Below are 19138 nucleotides of genomic sequence, written 5' to 3' on the forward strand. Positions count from 1 at the left end.
GTGCCCGCGCCGGGGACCGGAGTGGTGATCCACGGGCAGGACCTGCCCGTGGCCGAGATGCTGGAGCGGGCCGCCCTCGCCGAGAAGATCGGCGTGGACGCGGTCTGGCTCGTGCAGCTCCCCAGCCTGCGTGACAGCGCCGCGGTGCTGGCCGCGCTCGCGGTCGTCACGTCCCGGGTCACCCTCGGCGCCGGCGTGCTGCCCTTCTACACCCGCCCTCCGGTGACGCTGGCGCAGACCGCGCTGACGGTCGACGAACTGTCGGACGGCCGGTTCGCGCTGGGCGTCGGCAGCGGGCACCGGATGACGGCCGAGTGGATGCTCGGCGTACCGATGGGCCCGCCGGTGGATTCCATGAGGGAGTACCTGTCGGTGGTGACGTCCCTGATCCGCGAGGGGGAGGTCTACCAGACGGGTTCGTGGTTCAAGGCCCATGCGGTGTACGCAGGTGCGCGCCGCCCTGACCTGCCCGTCTACCTGGGGGCCTTCGGGCCGCGCATGGCCGAGCTGGCGGGCGAGAGCGCCGACGGGCTGATGCTCTGGATGTGCACGGCGCCGTACGTGCGAGAGGTCGTGATGCCCGCCCTGAAGCGCGGGCTGGCGCGGGCCGGGCGGTCGCTCGACGGGTTCCCGGTGATCGTGATGGTGCCCGGAGCGGTGAGCACCGACCTCGCCGGGGACCGTGAACTGCTGCGGCGCTACCTGGCGGCCTACGCGCGGGTGCCCACCTACCGGACCATGTACGAGCGCAGCGGCTTCGGCGCCGACCTCGCGTCGGGAAAGGTCGGCGACGCGATGCTCGACGGCATCGCCGTGCTCGGCGACGAGGGCGCCGTGGCCGAGATGGCCGACCGGTACGCCGAGGCCGGGGCGACCCAGGTGGTCATCACGCCGATGGCGTCGGCCCACAACGACCGGGCGCTGTTCGTTCGTACCGTCGAAGCCCTGGTGAACCGGTGAGGACCCTCCACGAGCCGATCGTGGCCCGCGCCCGGCGCCAGCCGGACGCGGTGGCGGTGCGCTGCGGCGACGACGTTCTGACCTACGGCGAACTCCTGGCCCGGTCGGCGGCGGTGGCGGGGTTCCTGCGCTCGGAGGGCGTCGGGCCGGAAGACGTGGTGGCCGTCCGGATGCCGCGTGGGGTCGGGTTGCCGGTGGTCCTGCTCGGGGTGCTGCGGGCGGGGGCGGCCTTCCTGGCGATCCCCGTCGGCGTGCCGTACGGCTCGGGGGCTCGTCTGACCTTGGAATCCGAGGTCGGCGGCCCCTTCCAGGAGGTCGACGTCGACCCGCTGACCTCCGCCTATGTCGTGTACACCTCGGGGTCGACCGGGGAGCCGAAGGGTGTCGTGGTGCCGCACGAGGCGGCGGCCGGGCACGTCGCGGCGATGCGGCGGTGGTTGCGCCTGCGGCGGGCCGACCTCGTGCTCCAGTACGCGCCGGAGGGCGTGGACGTGTTCGTCGAACAGCTCTTCTGCGGGCTGGCCGCCGGGGCGACCGTGCTCATGCGCGGGGCCGAACCGTGGGGGACGGCGGAGGTGCGCACGGCCTTCGCGGCCGGGGTGACCGTGGCCGACCTGCCCGCCGCGCTGTTCGCCGAACTGACCTCGGGACCGCTCGACGGGCCCGCCCCTCGCGTGCTGACGGTCGGCGGCGAACGCATGCCCGCCGAGGCGGCCCGGCGGTGGGTCGAGGCGGGGCACTCCCTGGTCAACGCCTATGGGCCGACCGAGGCGGTGATCACCGCGAGTGCGCATCGCGTCCGGTCTCCGGGGTCGGCGGTGCCGATCGGGCGGGCGGTCGGGCGGCGCCGGCTGCGGGTCGTGGACGGGGAGTTATACGTCGGGGGCTTCGAGCTGGCGCGTGGCTATCTGGGGCGTCCGGCGGCGACGGCGGAGCGGTTCGTACCGGATCCGGATGGGGCGCCCGGTTCGCGCATGTACCGGACCGGAGACCTGGTGACGGACTCCCCCGACGGGCTGGTGTTCGTCGGGCGGACCGACGACCAGGTCAAGATCAGCGGGTATCGGGTCGAACCCGGCGAGGTCGAGGCCGTGCTCGGCGCGCATCCCGGGGTCACCTCCTGCCGGGTCACGGCGGTCGACGGCCGGTTGATCGCTTTTCTCTCCGGTTCCGTGGACGTCGCATCGTTGCGCGACCGGGCCGCGGAACGGCTGCCGGCGTGGATGGTGCCGTCGGCGTGGCACGTACACGACCGGCTGCCGGTGACCGCGGCGGGGAAGGTCGACGTGGCCGGGCTCCGGGCCTCGTGGGACGACGACGTCCACCGTCGGGTCGCGACCCTGTGGGAACGAGTGCTCGGCACCGGACCGGTCGGGCCCGACGACGACTTCTTCGGCCGGGGCGGGACCTCGCTGGCCGCCATCCGGGTGATCGCCGCACTGCGCGCCGAGTTCGGCTGCGAGCCCGCCCTGCGCGACTTCTACGCCGCTCCGACCGTCGCGGGGATCGCCCGCCTGCTGGCCTCCCGGCCGTCGACGGCCGCGCCGATTCCGGTGGTGGACGACGTGTGCGCGCCGCTGTCCCTGATGCAGGAGCAGATCTGGTTCCTGGAGCAGCTCGAACCGGGAAACATCGCCTACAACGCCCCGACGACCTTCCGGTTCGAGGGTCCGCTCGACGCCGATCGACTTTCTGCGGCCATCACCCGGCTGGTCGAACGGCACGAGATCCTCCGCACGACCATCGAGACCTCCTCGGACGGGACGCCGTTCCAGCGGGTGCACCCGCCCTATGTGGTGCGGCTCCCCGTGGTCGAGACCGTCGACCCTGAGACGGTCGTGCTGGCCGAGTCGCGGCGGGCGTTCGACGTGTCGGTGCTGCCGCTGGCCCGGTGGACATTGCTGCGGCTGGCCCCTGACCTGCACGAACTGGTGCTCGTCGAACATCACCTGATCCACGACGGCTGGTCGTTCGCACTGCTCGCCGAAGACCTGGCGGCCTTCTACCGGGGAGCACCGGTCTCCGCTTCCGGGGCGCGCTACCGGGACTTCGCGCGGTGGCAGCGCGACAACCTCGCCGCCGGGCAACGGGCGTACTGGACGGAGCACCTCAACGGCGCCGACGACGCCCTCGACCTGCCCCAGGACCGCGCCCGCTCCGCCGAACACACCTTCGCCGGCGGCACCCACCGGGTCGAACTCCCGGCGGACCTGTGCGAGCGCGCGCGTTCCGCCAGCCGGGCCGCCGGAGTGCCGCTGTTCGCGACCCTTCTGACCGCTTATGTGGCGTTGCTGCATCGGGCCGGTGGGCGGCGGGACCTTTGTGTGGGCTCGGCCTTCGCCAACCGGCGGGTGCCCGGGACCGAGGCGACGGCCGGCATGTTCGTGAACCCGGTGACCCTGCGCTTCGACCTGCCCCCTGGGATGACGTCTTCGGAGCTGTTGACCCAGGTCGCAGCGGTGGTGCGCGACGCCCAGGAGAACCAGGAACTCCCCTTCACCCGGGTCGTCGAAGCCCTGTCTCCGGTACGTGTGCCCGGCCGCAACCCCCTCTTCTCCGCCATGTTCAACATGGACGACGCGCCCCTCGGGCCACTCGACTTCGGCGACGTGTCGGCGAGCTACCTGGAGCGGCACAACGGCACCGCCAAGCTTGACCTGTCGGTCCTCGCGGTCCCCCGGGCCGAACGCCAGAGCACCCTCCCGGAAGCCGACCGCGACCGCCGCATCACGATGATCTGGGAATACCGCGCCGACCTGTTCGACCCCTCGACCATCGCCCGCCTGGCCACCCAGTACGCAACCCTCCTGTCGGCCCTCCTCACCGAGACGACCCCGATAGAGGAACTGTCCCTCGCCGAGCGGCGCCCAACGGCCGAACCTCCCCTCACCGAACCTTCTCTACCTGGCCGCTTCTCCGAGGTGAGCCTTCCCGCCGCCCGGTCGACGGCCCGACTCACGGAGCCCGGCCTGGCCGAGGATGTCGTCACCCTGTTCCTCCGGCGTGCGGCCGAGGCCCCCGAGTGGATCGCGGTCCAACTCGCCGGAGGTCCTTCGCTCAGCTACCGGGAACTCGATCGGCGGACCGGTGTCGTGGCGGGGCTGCTGGAGGGGATCGGGCCCGAGGATGTCGTGGGGGTGTGCGTCGATCGGGGCCTCGACCTGCCGGCCTTCTTCCTGGGGGTACTCCGGTCCGGGGCCGCCTACCTCCCGGTCGACCCTGCGTGGCCCACGGCGCGCATCGCGGAATTGCTGTCGGCCGCAGGAGCCAAAACGGTCCTGACGACCGCGCTCCACCGCGACCGTCTGGAGACGACGTGGGCCGCCGAGCCGCCGTCACCCGCCGATCGAGTCCGAGTCGTTGCGCCTGGCCGAGACCGGAAAATCGTCGCGCCGGATCGCGATCGGAGGGTCGTTGTACCGGACTGGGATCTGGAGGTCATCGCCCCGCCGGTCGTGGTGCCCGGTCCGGAGGTGGCGGCGTACATGATCACTACCTCGGGGTCGACCGGGGAGCCCAAGCGGGTCGTGAGCACGCGAGGGGGGCTCGCCGCCGAGTATTCCGCCTGGGAAAAGGCGTATCGGCTGGAGCCCGGAGGGCATGCGCAGGTCGCGTCGGCGGCGTTCGACGTGTGTACCGGGGAGATCGTGCGGGCGGCGGCGAGCGGGGGGACGCTCGTGGTCTGTCCGCCCGAGGTCGTGCTCGATCCGGCCGCGTTGTATCGGGCGCTGCGGGAGCACGACGTCCACTACGCCGAACTGCTGCCCTCCGTCGCCCGCTTGCTCGCCGACCACTGCGCGACCGCTGGGGACTCGCTCGGGTTCATGCGGCTGATCGCCGTCGGTGGCGAGCCGTGGACCGCCGCCGAACACGCCGCGCTGGTCCGGGTCGCCGGGGCGTCGACCCGGGTTCTCAATGTGTACGGCGTCACCGAGGCCACCGTCGGCAGCACCCTGTGGGAGCCCGCCGGACCTCCCGTCGAAGGCTGGCTGCCGATCGGCTCGGGGCTGCCCGGCGTCGGGGCGCGGGTGACCGACGCGGCGCTGTCCCCCGTTCCGCCGGGGATCGCGGGGACGATCTGCCTGTCCGGCCCCACGCTCGCCCGCGGCTACCACGGCGATCCGGCCCGCACCGCCGACCGGTTCCGCCCCGACCCGGCGGGCCCGCCCGGTTCCCGCCTGTACGCCACCGGCGACCGGGGCCGCCTCCGCCCCGACGGCGCCATCGAGTTCCTCGGGCGGGACGATCGCCAGGTCAAGGTGCGTGGCTTCCGGGTCGAACCGGGCGAGGTCGAGGCCGCGCTGCGGGGAGCACCGGGAGTGCGGGACGCGGTCGTGGTCCCCGCCCGCGACGAATCGGGCCGGGTTTCCCGGCTGGCGGCCTTCGTGCTCACCCGGTCCGAGGGCGTGGACCTGCTCGGCTGGGTCAGGGAGCGGTTGCCGGCGCATCTGGTGCCGGGCTCGGTGACGGTTCTTGAAGCGTTCCCCCGGACGGCCACCGGCAAGATCGACCGAGCCGCGCTGGCCGCCACCGCACCGGTCCGCAAGGTCGAATATGTCGCGCCCCGGGACTCCGCCGAGCAGGTGATCGCCGGGATCCTCGGCGAGGTCCTCGGCGGGGTGCAGGTCGGCGCGTTCGACGACTTCTTCGCGCTCGGCGGGCACAGCCTGCTGGCGGCGCGGGCCGCCGTCCGGTTGCGGGAGGCGCTCGGGCGGCACGTGTCGGTCCGTGACCTGCTGGCCGCACCCAGCGTCGCCGCCCTCGCGCTGAGGCTGGCCGCCGCCGCGCGACCCTCCGCGGGCCCGGGGCGGGCCGATCGGAGCGCCTACCGGGTGGACGCGGCGGCCTTCGACGACGCCGGGGAGGTGGCCCGATGACGTCGGTGGTGGCGGTGCCCGCGTCGTACGCACAGGAACGCCTCTGGCTGGCGGAACGGCTGGTGGGAGGGCGTGCTCATTACGTACACACGGCGGTGGAACTGACCGGACCACTCGACGTGCCGGCCTTCGCGACGGCGGTGCAGCGGGCCGCGAGCCGGCACGAAGCCCTGCGCACGACGCTGCGTCCCATCGACGGCCGCCCCCACCAGCTCATCGCCGACCACCTCACCCTGCCGACGCCCGTCGTGGAGACGGCGAGCGAGGTCCGGCTGGACCTGGCGGGCGGGCCGGTCGTGCACAGCGAGCTGGTCCGGGTCGGCGCCGACCGTCATGTGTGGCTGCTGACCGCTCATCACGCGGTCTGCGACGGCTGGTCGCTCGGTGTCCTGCTCGACGAGATCGGCGCCGCGTATCGGGGCGAGCCACTCGCCGAACCGACCCTTCAGTACGCGGACTACGCGATCTGGCAGCGCGACCTGGGCGACAACGGCGGCCTGCACGAGGGCCTGGCCCACTGGGCGCATGTCCTCACGGGTGCTCCTGCCGCCCTCGACCTGCCCACGGACCGAACCCGCCCCACCGACCGCACCCTCCAAGGCGCGCTCCTGCCGCTCCCCCCACTACCTGTTGGCCTCACGGCCATGGCGGAGTCGGAACGGGTGACACCCTTCGCGGGCGCTCTGGCCGCTTTCGCCCTGCTCCTCCACCGCCTCACCGGCGCGGAAGACCTGGTCATCGGCACCACCCACGCCGGACGCGACCGCCCGGAGACCTTAGGTCTGGTCGGCTGTGTCGCCAACACGCTGCCGTTGCGGATCACCGTGAACTCCCGGATGACCTTCCGCACCCTGCTGCACCAGGCCGGAGCCGCCGTCCTGGCCTTGCACGACCACGCGGATGTCCCGTTCGACCGGATCGTCCACACCCTCAATCCGGACCGTGCACCCGGCTGCCACCCGATCTTCCAGGTCATGCTCGACGCCGAACCCCCCTCGTCCGACCGGCTGCGCCTCCCGGGCATCACCGCCAGGGCACTCCCCGCCCCCGACCGAGGCGTGTCCCTGTTCGACCTGAGCCTGACCCTGGGCCGAGACGGCGGCCCGGTCCTCGAATACAGCACCGACCTCTTCGACGCGGAAACCGCCCGCTCCTACGCCACCTGCCTGACCACCCTGACCCAATCAGCGATCACCACCCCTGACCTGGCCCTACGCGACCTGCCAGCCATCGCAAAAGCAGACCGAACCCGCCTCGCCCAGACCACCCCCTCGACCGCATCGCCCCTCGTTCCGGAGTTGATCGAGGCGGCGGCTCTGAGGCACCCGGATGCCCCTGCCGCTGGGGAGCTGACCTGGCGGGAGTTCATGGGCCGAGCCGCGTGGGTGCAACGGGAGTTGGCGCGACGTGGGGTGGGGCGCGGTGATGTGGTCGCCCTGGTGGCGGAGCGGTCACCGGAGGCGATCGCCTGGATTTGCGGTATTCATCGTGCCGGAGCCGCCTATCTCCCCCTCGACCCTGCGCTCCCCGATGCCCGGCTGGCGGACCTGCTGTCCCGGATCCGCCCCGCCGCCATCGTCGGCGGCAGCGCGGGTGGCTCGATCGTCCCGGGGAACCGCACAGCCACCATCAGCCCGGCGGTTGCCATTGAGCCGATGGATCTCGCCTATGTCATGTTCACCTCAGGGTCGACCGGGGAGCCGAAGGCGGTCGAGGTGACGCACGGTGGGCTCGCCGCTTATGTGGCCGCCCACCTGGAGCTCTACGGGCTGTCGCCCGAGGACAGGGTGCTCCAGTCGGGATCGTTGAGCTTCGATCTCAGTGCGGAGGAGATCTTCCCGTGTCTCGCCGCCGGGGCGACGCTGGTACCGCGTACCGACGACATGCTCGAAGGACCCGACGCGTTCCTCGCGGGCCTGGACCGGCTCGGGGTCACGGTCGCCCATCTGCCCACCTCGCTGCTGCCCCCGCTCGACGGGCCTCCGCCCTCGGCGCTCCGGCTGGTGGTGGTCGGCAGCGAGCCCGCCGATCCCGCCCGGCTCCGGCCGTGGGCCGTCGCGCCGGGGGTCAGGCTCGTTCACGTGTACGGCGTCACCGAGTCCTCCATGGTCTCCACCGCCGCCTTCCTGGACGACCTCCCCGACCGCACCCGCCCGACCATCGGTCACGCCATCGCGGGAACCGAAGTCCACGTCCTGGATGCCGCTCTCGAACCGGCCCCCGACGGCGTGCCGGGAGAGGTCTACATCGGCGGCGCGGGTCTGGCCCGTGGCTACCGGGACGACCCCCGCCGGACCGCCTCCCGGTTCATCCCTCATCCCCTCGTCCAAGGGCGGCGTCTCTACCGCACAGGCGACCTGGCGCGGCGGAGACCGGACGGCTCGCTGGAACACCTCGGCCGCCGCGACCGTCAGCTCAGCCTGCGCGGATTCCGCATCGACCCGCTGGAAACCGAAGCCGCGCTACGCCGCCACCCGGCCATCGCCGACGCCGCCGTCACGGTACAGGGCGACCAATTGGCCGGATATGTCGTCGCACACAGAGAACCCGCCAAAGCGCACGAACCGCTCACGCCCCTGGCCGACGCGTCGGGGCCCGTAATGGCTCACGAGCCGCATGCCCACCTGACCAGCGCGTCGCCGCGTGCAAAAGCGCACGAGCCGCAGGGCCGCCTGGCCGGCGCATCGCCGCCTGTAAACGCGCAAGAGCTGCGCGACCACCTGGCCGACGCGTTACCACCCCACCTCGTTCCGAGCGTGTTCGTCTGGCTGGACGCGCTCCCCCGAACCGGCAGCGGCAAGATCGACCTCGCCGCCCTCCCGGCTCCACCCCGCGAGCAAGCCGTGGCCACACGCCCGTTGACCGGCGCAGCGCAGATCGCCGTCGCGGAGGTCTGGCGGGCCGTCCTCGGCGTCGACACCGTCGGTCCCGATGACGACTTCTTCCAGCTCGGTGGCCACTCGCTCCTCGCGGGCCAGGTCGCGGCCCGGCTGCGCCGTCACTTCGGGGTCGCGGTCGCGATGACCCTGATCTTCCGGCATCCCCGTCTCGGCGACCTCGCCGCCGCCGTCGACCGCCTCACCGCCAAGACCGCGCCGTCGTTCGGGCGACGCACCGACACGGCCGGCGCACTCCGGGCGGCCGTCGGGGACAGCGGAGAGCTCGCGGAGCTCATGCGCGATCTGGGGGTGGGACGTGACTGAGACAGCGAAGATCGTCCCGGTCTCGCGCGGGCAGCGGCGGCTCTGGTTCGTCGATCGGCTGGCGGGCGGCGCGCGGGAGTACAACGTCGTGCTCGCCCTCCGGCTGCACGGCAGCCTCGATGTCGACCGGCTGGTCGAGGCCGTCTCGGGGGTCGTCGCCCGGCAGGAGGCGCTGCGGTCGCGGTTCATGGCCGTCGACGGCGAGCCTGTGATGATCGTCGATCCGCCCGGGCCGGTCGCCGTCGAGCGGGTGCGCGGCGATCTCGATCCGGTGCTGGCCGAGGCGGCCAACGGGGTCGATCTGTCGGTCGGTCCCATCGCCCGGTTCTGGCTGGTCGAGCCGGAGAACACGCTCGTCGTCGGGGTGCATCACATCGTATTCGACGGCTGGTCGGCGTCGGTGTTCGTCGACGACCTGGCCGATCTCTACTCGGGCGCGGAGCCGCGTGACCTGGCGGCGGGGTTCGCCGACTACGCCGTCTGGCAGCACGAGTCGGGTCTGTCCCCCGACGGGCTCACCTTCTGGCGGGACACTCTGCGCGGCGCCCCGGCCGTGCTCGACCTGCCGCTCGACCGGCCGCGCCCGGTGCGGCGGACCGGCGCGGGCGAGCGCATCCCGCTCACCATCACCCCGGACGTCGCGGAACGCCTGGCCACCGTCTGCCGCGACCACGGCGCGACCACGTTCATGGGGCTGCTGGCCGCGCTCAACGTCGTCGTCGCCCGCTACTGCGGCACCCCCGACGTCGTGGTGGGCACGCTCACCTCCGACCGGGTGCTGCCCGAACTGGAGGATCTGGTCGGGTTCTTCGTCAACACGGTCGCGCTGCGGACCGACCTGTCGGGCGACCCGGGGTTCGGTGAGGTCGTGGCGCGGTCGCGGGTCACCGCGCTCGACGCGTTCGGGCACCAGGACGTGCCGTTCGACCGGGTCGTCGAGGAGCTCGCGCCGCCGCGCGCGGCGGGGGTCACGCCGTATGTGCAGGTCGCGGTGGCGCTGCAGAACGTGCCCGAGCCGCAGACGCGCCTCGGCGGCGGCGTGACGGCGACGCCCGTCAAGGTTCCGGTACGTGTTGCGGCCTTCGACCTGTCCGTCCAGGTCTGGCCGGAAGACGGAGGGCTGACCGGGTTCGTCGAATACGCCACCGAGTTGTTCGACCGCCCGACCGCCGACGGTGTCGTCACCGCCTTCCTGCACGCCCTCGACCAGGGCACCGCCGACCCGGCCACCCCGATCTCCCACCTCACCCTGACCACACCCGACCCCCCGGCCGCCGACCCGCCGACGGCCCGCTGCCTCCACGACCTGGTCGCCGACGTCGCGGCCCGCACCCCGGACGCCACCGCCGCGACCTGCGATGGGGCCGAGCTCACGTACCGGGAACTGGATCTGCGCGCCCGCGCCCTGGCCGGACGCCTGCGCGCCCGAGGCGTGGGTCCGGGTTCGATCGTCGGCGTCTGCCTGCCCCGCTCGCTCGACGTGCCGGTCGCCCTGCTCGGGGTGCTGCACGCCGGGGCGGCCTACCTGCCGCTGGAGGCCGACTATCCGGCCGAGCGGCTGGCCTACATGCTGTCCGACTCCGGCACCACGGTCGTGATCACCGACCGGACCGACCTGCCGGGGACGGCGATCGCGCCCACCGGCGACGCCGAACCGGCCGTGCTCGCACCCGTCGACCCCGAGAGCCTGGCCTACGTCATCTACACCTCCGGCTCAACCGGGCGCCCGAAGGGCGTCGGGGTCGCGCACTCCGCCGTGGCCTGCCGGGTGCACGAACCCGCGTGGCTGCCGCTGGGCGCGCACGAGGTGTTCATGCTGGCCACGCCGCTCTCCTTCGACGTGTCGGTGCTGGAGCTGTTCGGCTGTCTCGTCAACGGCCACACGCTGGCGATCCTCCCGGCCGGCAAGGCGCTGCCCGAACGCGTGGCGACCTTCCTCGCCGACGAGCCGGTCACGGTCACCTGGCTGACGGCGGCGCTGTTCCATGCCGTCGTCGACTGCGCCGAACGCCCCTTTCCGACCGTGCGGCACCTGATCGCGGGCGGCGACCAGCTCTCGGCCGACCACGTCACCCGGGCCGCCGCGCTGGTCCCCAACGGCCAGGTCATGAACGGCTACGGCCCCACCGAGGCCACGATCTTCACCACCACCCACGCCATCCCGCGCCACCACTCCGGCCGCGTTCCGATCGGGACCGCGCTCCCGTTCACCGGGACGCACATCGTCGGGCCCGACCTGACCCCGGTCCCCCCGGGCGTCATCGGCGAGCTGCTCGTGTCGGGCGCCGGGCTGGCGCGCGGTTACCTCGGCAGGCCCGCCCTCACCGCCGAACGCTTCGTGCCCGCGGAAGGCGGCGGGCGCCTCTACCGAACCGGTGACCTGGTGAGACGCCGGGGAGACGGGCTCATCGAGTTCCTCGGCCGGGCAGACCAGCAGGTCAAGATCCGCGGGTTCCGGGTCGAGCTGGAGGAGATCGAGCAGGTTCTCCGTCGCCATCCCGGCATCAGGGACGTCGTCGTCATCGCCCCCGAGCACGACGGCGACCGCCGGGTGATCGCCTACGTCGTGCCGCACGGTGACGGGCCCTCGCTCGCCGAGATCCTGCGCCACTGCCGCGAGGAACTGCCCGACTACATGGTCCCGGCGCTCGTCGTCACGCTGGCGGCGCTGCCGGTCAGCCCCAACGGCAAGGTCGACAGGGCCGCGCTCCCCCGCCCAGCCTCCGAACGGCCCGCGCTCGACGGCTACGCGCCGCCGCGCGGGCATGTGCAGCGGGCGCTGGCCGAGCTCTGGACCACCCTGCTCGGCCTCGACCGGATCGGCGCGCACGACCACTTCTTCGACGTCGGCGGGCACAGCCTGCTGGCCAGCCGTCTCCTCGCCCGGGTGCGCAAGACCTTCTCCTGCGAGGTGCCGCTGGCCGACTTCCTGGCGACGCCGACCGTGGCGGCGCTGGCCGATCTCGTCCAGGACCGGTTGACGGCGGCCGACTCGGTGACCAGGGGGCGTCCGGCGCTGGCGCGGGCCGCGCACAACGGAACCGTGCCGGTCTCGCCGGGGCAGCGGCGGCTGTGGTTCGTCGACCGATTGGCCGGGGGCGCGCGGGAGTACGAGGTCGTGCTGGCGCTGCGGCTCTCCGGTGAGGTGGACGTCGACCGGCTGGTGGCGGCGGTGTCGGGGGTGGTGGCGCGGCAGGAGGCGCTGCGGTCGCGGTTCATCGAGGTGGACGGCGAGCCCGTCATGGTCGTCGACCCGCCCGCGCCGGTCACGGTCGAGCGGGTGCACGGCCCGGTCGAGCCGGTGCTGGCACGGGCCGCCGCCGGGGTCGACCTGGCGGCCGGGCCGGTGGCCCGGTTCTGGCTGGTCGAGCCGGAGAACACCCTGGTCGTGGGGGTGCACCACATCGTGTTCGACGGCTGGTCGGGGTCGGTCTTCCTGGACGACCTGGCCGCCCTCTACGCCGGTCGCGACCTGCCCCCGCTGACGGCGGGGTTCGCCGACTTCGCCGTGTGGGAGCACGAGTCGGGCGTCTCCCCCGAAGCCCTCGACTTCTGGCGCGAGACGCTGCGCGACGCGCCGCCGGTGCTCGACCTGCCGCTCGACGGGGCCCGTCCGGCCCGGCGGACCTGGGCGGCCGACCGGGTGCCGGTCAGGATCCCGGCCCGGGTCGTCGCGGCGTTCCGGCGGGCCGGGGCGACGCCGTTCATGGGGGTGCTGGCCGGGCTGAACGTGGTGCTGGCGCGGGCCTGCCGGACCTCGGATGTCGTGGTGGGCACGTTCACCACCGATCGGGCCGCGCCCGAACTGGAGGAGCTGGTCGGGTTCTTCGTCAACACCGTCGCACTGCGGACGGATCTGTCGGGCGATCCCGGGTTCGGTGAGGTGCTGGCCCGGTCGAAGGCCGTCACGGTGGCGGCGCTGGCCCATCAGGGGGTGCCGTTCGACCGGGTCGTGGAGGAGGTCGCGCCGCCGCGTGCCGCGGGGGTCACGCCGTTCGTGCAGGTCGCGGTGGTGGTGCAGAACACGCCGGAGGCGCCGGTCGAGCTCGCTCCCGGGGTGCGGATCGAGGCGGTCCCGGTGCCGGTCACGACGTCGGCGTTCGACCTGTCGCTCCAGCTCTGGCCCGAACCGGACGGCGGGATGACCGGGTTCGCGGAGTACTCCACGGAGCTGTTCGACCGCGCGACCGTCGAGAGCGTGGTCACCGCTCTGGACCGGGTTCTCGGCCAGGGAACCGCCGATCCCACGCTGCCGGTGGCCGAGATCTCCCTTCACGCCGAGCGCGGACCGGCCGAGGTGATCGCCGCGCAGGCCGCCCGGACCCCGGACGCCGTCGCCTTCCGGGCGGGGGCGGGCGTGCTGACGTACCGGGAGCTGGATCGCCGGGCCCGCGCGGTGGCCGAGCGCCTGCGCGCCCGGGGTGCGGGCGCGGAGACGGTGGTCGGGGTCCGGCTGGCGCCCGGACTGGAGCTGCCGATCGCGGTCGTGGGGGTTCTGTACGCGGGTGCGGCCTATCTCCCCCTCGATCCCGCCCACCCGGCCGAGCGGCTCGCGGCGCTGGCCGACGACGCGGGCGCGCTGCTGGTGATCACCGAGGTCGGCGACGAGAGGTCCGATGCGGCGATCACTCCGGCCGATCCCGAGAACGTCGCCTGTGTCATCTTCACCTCCGGGTCGACCGGGCGGCCGAAGGGCGTGGCGCTCACCGGGAGGTCGCTGCTCAACCGGCTGACCTGGATGCGGCGGGCGGTGCCGTTCGCGGCCGGTGAGGTGTCGTGTGTGAAGACGCCGATCGCGTTCGTCGACTCTCTGTGGGAGCTGCTCGGGCCGCTGACCGGCGGGATGCCGAGCGTCGTGCTGAGCCCGGAGGCGGTGCGTGACCCGGTGGCCCTGGTCGGCGAGCTGGCCGACGCGGGGGTGTCGCGGGTGCTGATCGTGCCGTCGCTGCTGCGGGTGCTGCTGCGGTCGGTGCCCGATCTGGCCGGACGGCTGCCGAAGCTGACCACGTGGGTGAGCAGCGGCGAGCCGCTGACGCGTGACGTCGCCCGGCTGTTCGCCGACCTGCTGCCGGGGCGGCTGCTGCTCAACCTCTATGGATCCTCCGAGGCCTGGGACTCCCTCTGCCCCGACGGCTCCCCCGACCCGCGCGAACCTGCCTCGGGGCTGTCGCCCGGAGTTCCGGTCGGGCGGCCGATCGACGGAGTACGGGCGGTGATCCTGGACGAGGGGCTGCGGCCGGTTCCTGACGGATTCCCTGGCGAGCTCTACATCGGCGGGCGGGCCTTGGCGCGCGGCTACCTGCACAAGCCGGGGCTGACCGCCGAGCGGTTCGTGCCCGCAGAAGGTGGCGAGCGGCTCTACCGGACCGGTGACCTGGCCAGACTCAGGGCCGACGGGCGGTTCGAGGTGCTGGGGCGGACCGACCACCAGGTCAAGATCAGAGGCGCCAGGGTCGAGCCCGGCGAGGTCGAGGCGGCGCTGGAGGAGCTCGCGGGCGTCCGGCAGGCCGCCGTCGTGGCGGCCGGGGGCGAGCTGGTCGGGCATGTCGTCGGGTCGCGTGAGCCCGTCGAGCTGCGGCGGGAGCTGGCCGGGCGGCTGCCCGCGCATCTGGTGCCGGCCCGGATCGCCGTCCACGACGCGCTGCCCCGGACGGCCACCGGGAAGATCGACCGGCGGGTGCTGGCGGCGTACCCGATCGAGATCGAACCGGAGACGGCGCCGATGAACGGGCTGGAGCGGCGGATCGCCGCGATCTGGGCCGAGGAGCTCGGGCGCGAGGTCGGGCCGCACGACGACTTCTTCGACGTCGGCGGCCACAGCCTGCTGGCGCCCGTCCTGGTCGGGAAGCTGGCCGCCGAGCTGTCGGTGGAGCTGCCGCTGAGCTGGTTGTTCGACCATCCGACCGTGCACGCCATGAGCATGTCCCCGCAGCTCACGGGAGGACCGCATGAGTGATCCGAGGAACCCGTGGCTGGCCCGGCTGCGCCCGGCGGCCGACGGCGACGTGACCCTGGTGTGCCTGCCGCACGCGGGCGCGGGCGCCGCCGCCTTCCGCGACTGGGCCGCCGACCTGCCCTCGGGCGTCGACCTGTGCGGCATCCGGCTGCCCGGCCGGGAGAGCCGCCTGCGGGAGCGGCCGCACACGCGGCTGTCGGAACTGGTCCCGGTGCTGGCCGACGCGCTGGCCACCGTCGTCGACCGCCCCTATGCGCTGCTCGGCTACTGCTCGGGCGCGCTCACCGCCTATGAGCTGGCCGATCACCTGATCGCGGCCGACCGGCGACCGCCCGAGCTGCTGGCGGTGTGCGCGTTCCCGGCGCCCGCGCTGGTCGAGCCCACGATGGTTCACACACTGCCCTCCGACCAGCTCGCCGGGCACCTGAAAGGGCTGGGCATCGTGCCCGACGCGATCCTCGCCGACCCCGCCCTGTTCGGCATGTTCGAGCCGGGGGTGCGGGCCGACTACGAGGTGCTGGAAACGTGGCGGCACCGGGCCCGGCCGCCGCTGCCGATCCCGATCTCGGTGTACGGCGGCGACACCGACCCGAGCGTGACCGTGGAGGAGCTCCAGGGCTGGCGGGCCGCCACCTCGGGCACCTTCACGCTGCGCGTCTACCCCGGCGGCCACGGGTTCTTCACCGCCGACCGCAGGGCGATCGCCCAGGGCGTCGCCGCCGATCTGGCGGTGCTCCGATGACCTCGCCCCCGATGTCGGATGTCAAGCGGCGGCTGCTCGCCCGGCTCGCCGCCGGTTCGGCCGGTCCGCCTCCGCCCCGGGTACCGCGCCGTTCCGGGACGGGCCCCGTTCCTCTCTCGTACGCCCAGGCGCGCGTCTGGCTGATGGACCGGCTGGCCGGGGAACTGCCGTTGTTCAACCTGGTCATCGCCGGGCGGCTGCCGATGGACGTCGACCGCGAGGAGCTGACCCGGCGCCTGGCGGTGATCGTCGGGCGGCACGACGCGATGCGGATGTCGGTCACCGAGGTCGCCGGGGAGCCGTTCCTGCACGTCGCCGAGCAGGTGCCGGTCGACATCCCGCTGGTCGACCTGTCGGGGGTGGCCGCCGGGCAGGCGGAGGAGATGGCGTTCCGGCACGCGTACGAGACCGGGATGCGGCCCTACCGCCTCGACCGGGCACCGCTGTGGCGGGTCGAACTGGTCAAACTGGGACCGGCCGACCACGTGCTCGTCATCGCCGCCCACCACATCGCCGTCGACGGCACCTCCCTGACGCTGATCCTGCGCGAGCTGGCCGGGTTCGACGAGCCGGACCTTCCCGTCGGGTACGCCGACTTCGCCGCCTGGCAGCGCGGGGCAGGGGTGGCCGAGCAGGACAAGGGGCTGGCCTACTGGACGGAGCGGCTGGCCGGGCTCGAACCGCTCGACCTGCCCGCCGACCGGCGGCGACCGGCCCGGCCGACGTATCGGGGCGACTCGCTCCAGGTGGTGCTGGATCCGGCGCTGGTGGCTTCGCTGACCGGGATCGGGCGGGTGGCGGGGGCCACGCCGTACATGACCGTGCTCGCGGCGTTCTGTGTGCTGCTGCATCGGTACACCGGGGTAGGGGACGTGTCGGTCGGGGCGTTCGTGTCGGGGCGGACCGAGCCGGAGCTGCACCCTCTCGTCGGCATGTTCAGCAACATGATCGTCGTCCGGGCCGACCTGGGTGGGGGACCGGGGTTCCGGCAGGTGATCGAGCGGGTCAAGTCGGCCCTGCTGGGGGCGATGGCGCACCAGGACGTGCCGTTCGAGCGGCTCGTGAGGGAGCTGGGCCATCCGGGTGGCGGGGACCGGTCGGCGCCGCCGCTGGTGCGGGTCGCGTACAACATGCCGGCCGAGGCGGGCGCGCTGCCGCCGATCGGGTCGTCGCTACCACTCGACTTCACCCATCGGGGGTCGCAGCTCGACCTGACCCTGCACATGATCGAAGAATCCGGGACGATCCGCCTCACCTTCGAATACGCCACCGACCTCTTCGACGCCGCGACGATCGACCGCCTGAGCGGCCACTTCTGCACCCTCCTCGCGGGCCTGGCCGCCGATCCCGACGCCCCGATCGCCCGAGTGGCCATGACCAGTCCGGACGAGGACCGGCGTCTGGCCGCCTACGAGCAGGGCACCCCTTATGACAGCCAGGTCGTGATGCCTGTCGCGACAAATCACCTTCACATGAGCAAATCGGCCACTTCTGGCAGTGGCTTCCAGGCGCTCCACGAACTGGTCGCCGAGCAAGCCCGGCGCACACCGGACGCGGTGGCCGTGGCCGGGGCGTGCCGACCGCGCACCTATGCCGAGCTGGAAGACGACTCCGACGCCATCGCCCACCACCTGCGCGAATCCGGGGTCGGTCCCGAAACGCCCGTGGGCGTCTTCCTGCGTCGAGGGGCCGCGCTCCCAGCCGCGCTCCTGGCTGTCTGGAAGGCGGGCGGCGCCTACGTCCCCCTCGATCCCGCCCATCCCCGCGACCGCCTGGCCACGGTCACCGCCGACTGTGGTGTGCGGGTCGTGGTCACCACGCCCGACCTGGCCGGACGCCTCCCCGACGGCCTGACCACCGTCTCCGCCGACGACACCGTTCTGCCGGGGGTGTTCACGCCCGAACCCGGTGACCCCGACCGGGCCGCCTACGTCATGTACACCTCCGGCTCCACCGGCCGCCCCAAGGGTGTCGTGATCAGCCACGCTGGGATCGCCAACCGGGTGCTCTGGACCGTCGCCGAGCACGGTTTCCACGCCGGTGACCGCGTCCTGCAGAAGACGCCGCTGACCTTCGACGCGGCAGGCTGGGAGTTCTTCGCGCCACTGGTCTCCGGTGGCACGGTCGTGCTGGCCCCCGAGGGCGCCGAACGCGACCCCGGTGCGATCGTCGCGGCCGTGGGCGATCATGACGTGACGGTGCTCCAGGTCGTCCCGGCGCTGCTGCGGCTGCTGGTCGAGGAGCCCGGCTGGGAGCGCAACCGCGCCCTCCGCCTGCTGTTCTGCGCGGGCGAACCCCTGCACGCCGACCTGTGCGCCCGCCTGCGCGAGCTCAGCCCGGCCAGGATCGTCAACACCTACGGCCCCACCGAGTGCTCGATCGACGTCACCGCCCACGAGGTCGGCCGCGAGACCGGCCCGATCCCGATCGGACGCCCCATCGGCGGCCTGCGCATCCGCGTCCTGTCCGACGGCGAACGGGTGCCCGAGGGCGTGGTGGGCGAACTGATGGCCGGCGGCGCCGGAGTCGCCCGCGGCTACCTCGCCCGCCCGGCGCTCACCGCCGAACGCTTCGTCCCCGACCCCCACGGCCCGCCGGGCTCCCGCCTCTACCGCACGGGTGACCTGGCCCGATGGACCGGCGCGGGGGTCCTGGAGTTCCTCGGCCGCACCGACGACCAGATCAAGATCAATGGTGTACGAGTAGAGCCCGCCGAGATCGAAGCGGCACTGGCCGCCTGCCCCGAGGTCGGCGCGGCCGTCGTGACCACCCGGACAATGCCGTCGGGCGGGATCCAGTTGGTCGCCCACGTCACCGCACGCACCGGCCCCCTAGTCGTGGACGCCCTCCGCGAAGCGGTCAGAGCCCGTCTCCCCGAGGCGATGATCCCCGCCGCGATCGTCGAACTGCCCTCCTTCCCCCGCACCACCAGCGGCAAGATCGACCGCCTCGCCGTCGCCGCCCTGCCGGTGACCGTCGACGACGGCCCCCGCACCCCACCGAGAACCGCCACCGAGAAGACCGTCGCCTCGGTCTGGACGACCCTGCTCACCCTCGACCCCGGCACCGTCGCCCTGGAAGACGACTTCTTCCGCCTCGGCGGCCACTCGCTGCTGCTCGCCCGCCTGGCCGCCCGCCTCGCGGAGACCACCGGCCGGGCCGTACCGCTCCCGGAACTGTTCACCCGAACGACGGTCCGCGACCAGGCCGCCTACCTCGACGGCCCGGCCCGCCAGGCCCCGCCGCCGCTGGTCCCGGTGCCGCGCACCGGACGGCTCCCGCTCTCGTTCGGCCAGCGCCGCCTGTGGTTCCTCGACCGCCTGCGCCCCGGCTCGGCCGAATATGTCGTCCCGCTGGTCGTCCCCGCGCCGGGCACCTGGGAGGCCACCCGCGAACGTCT

6 protein-coding genes (1 of these 6 cut by a window edge) are annotated in these 19138 nt (G+C 73.3%); all 6 read left to right on the forward strand.

Annotated elements, in window-relative coordinates:
* Tightly spaced (each overlapping or abutting the next), the 6 genes in view from ACYQ78_RS10605 to ACYQ78_RS10630 form a layout consistent with a single transcriptional unit that may run on beyond the window.
* Positions 1-960, forward strand: coding sequence for an LLM class flavin-dependent oxidoreductase (locus ACYQ78_RS10605; protein ID WP_459800591.1), 960 nt, complete (start codon positions 1-3; stop codon positions 958-960).
* On the forward strand, positions 957-5837 hold the full coding sequence (locus ACYQ78_RS10610; protein WP_459800592.1) for an amino acid adenylation domain-containing protein: 4881 nt from the start codon (positions 957-959) through the stop codon (positions 5835-5837). Before ACYQ78_RS10605 ends, ACYQ78_RS10610 begins: the two co-directional genes overlap by 4 nt.
* Complete coding sequence (locus ACYQ78_RS10615) at positions 5834-9040, forward strand: non-ribosomal peptide synthetase (RefSeq protein WP_459800593.1); 3207 nt, start codon at positions 5834-5836, stop codon at positions 9038-9040. The genes ACYQ78_RS10610 and ACYQ78_RS10615 overlap by 4 nt, the downstream gene beginning before the upstream one ends.
* Positions 9033-14996 carry an amino acid adenylation domain-containing protein gene (locus ACYQ78_RS10620; RefSeq protein ID WP_459800594.1) on the forward strand — a complete coding sequence of 1988 codons (5964 nt, stop codon included), beginning with the start codon at positions 9033-9035 and terminating at the stop codon, positions 14994-14996. The genes ACYQ78_RS10615 and ACYQ78_RS10620 overlap by 8 nt, the downstream gene beginning before the upstream one ends.
* Positions 14989-15738: a thioesterase II family protein gene (locus ACYQ78_RS10625; RefSeq protein ID WP_459800595.1), complete on the forward strand. Its 750-nt coding sequence runs from the start codon at positions 14989-14991 to the stop codon at positions 15736-15738. The genes ACYQ78_RS10620 and ACYQ78_RS10625 overlap by 8 nt, the downstream gene beginning before the upstream one ends.
* On the forward strand, positions 15735-19138 hold the 5' portion of the coding sequence (locus ACYQ78_RS10630) for an amino acid adenylation domain-containing protein (RefSeq protein WP_459800596.1). 2926 nt of this gene lie beyond the right edge of the window; 3404 of the gene's 6330 nt are visible here — the first part of the coding sequence; it begins with the start codon at positions 15735-15737; its stop codon lies beyond the right edge, outside the window. Before ACYQ78_RS10625 ends, ACYQ78_RS10630 begins: the two co-directional genes overlap by 4 nt.

This window comes from Herbidospora sp. RD11066, from assembly GCF_054661255.1.

Bases quoted from the DNA above. Each gene is read 5' to 3' on its own strand.
- ACYQ78_RS10615 (WP_459800593.1), top strand. From the start codon at position 5,834: ATGACGTCGGTGGTGGCGGTGCCCGCGTCGTACGCACAGGAACGCCTC.
- ACYQ78_RS10625 (WP_459800595.1), top strand. From the start codon at position 14,989: ATGAGTGATCCGAGGAACCCGTGGCTGGCCCGGCTGCGCCCGGCGGCC.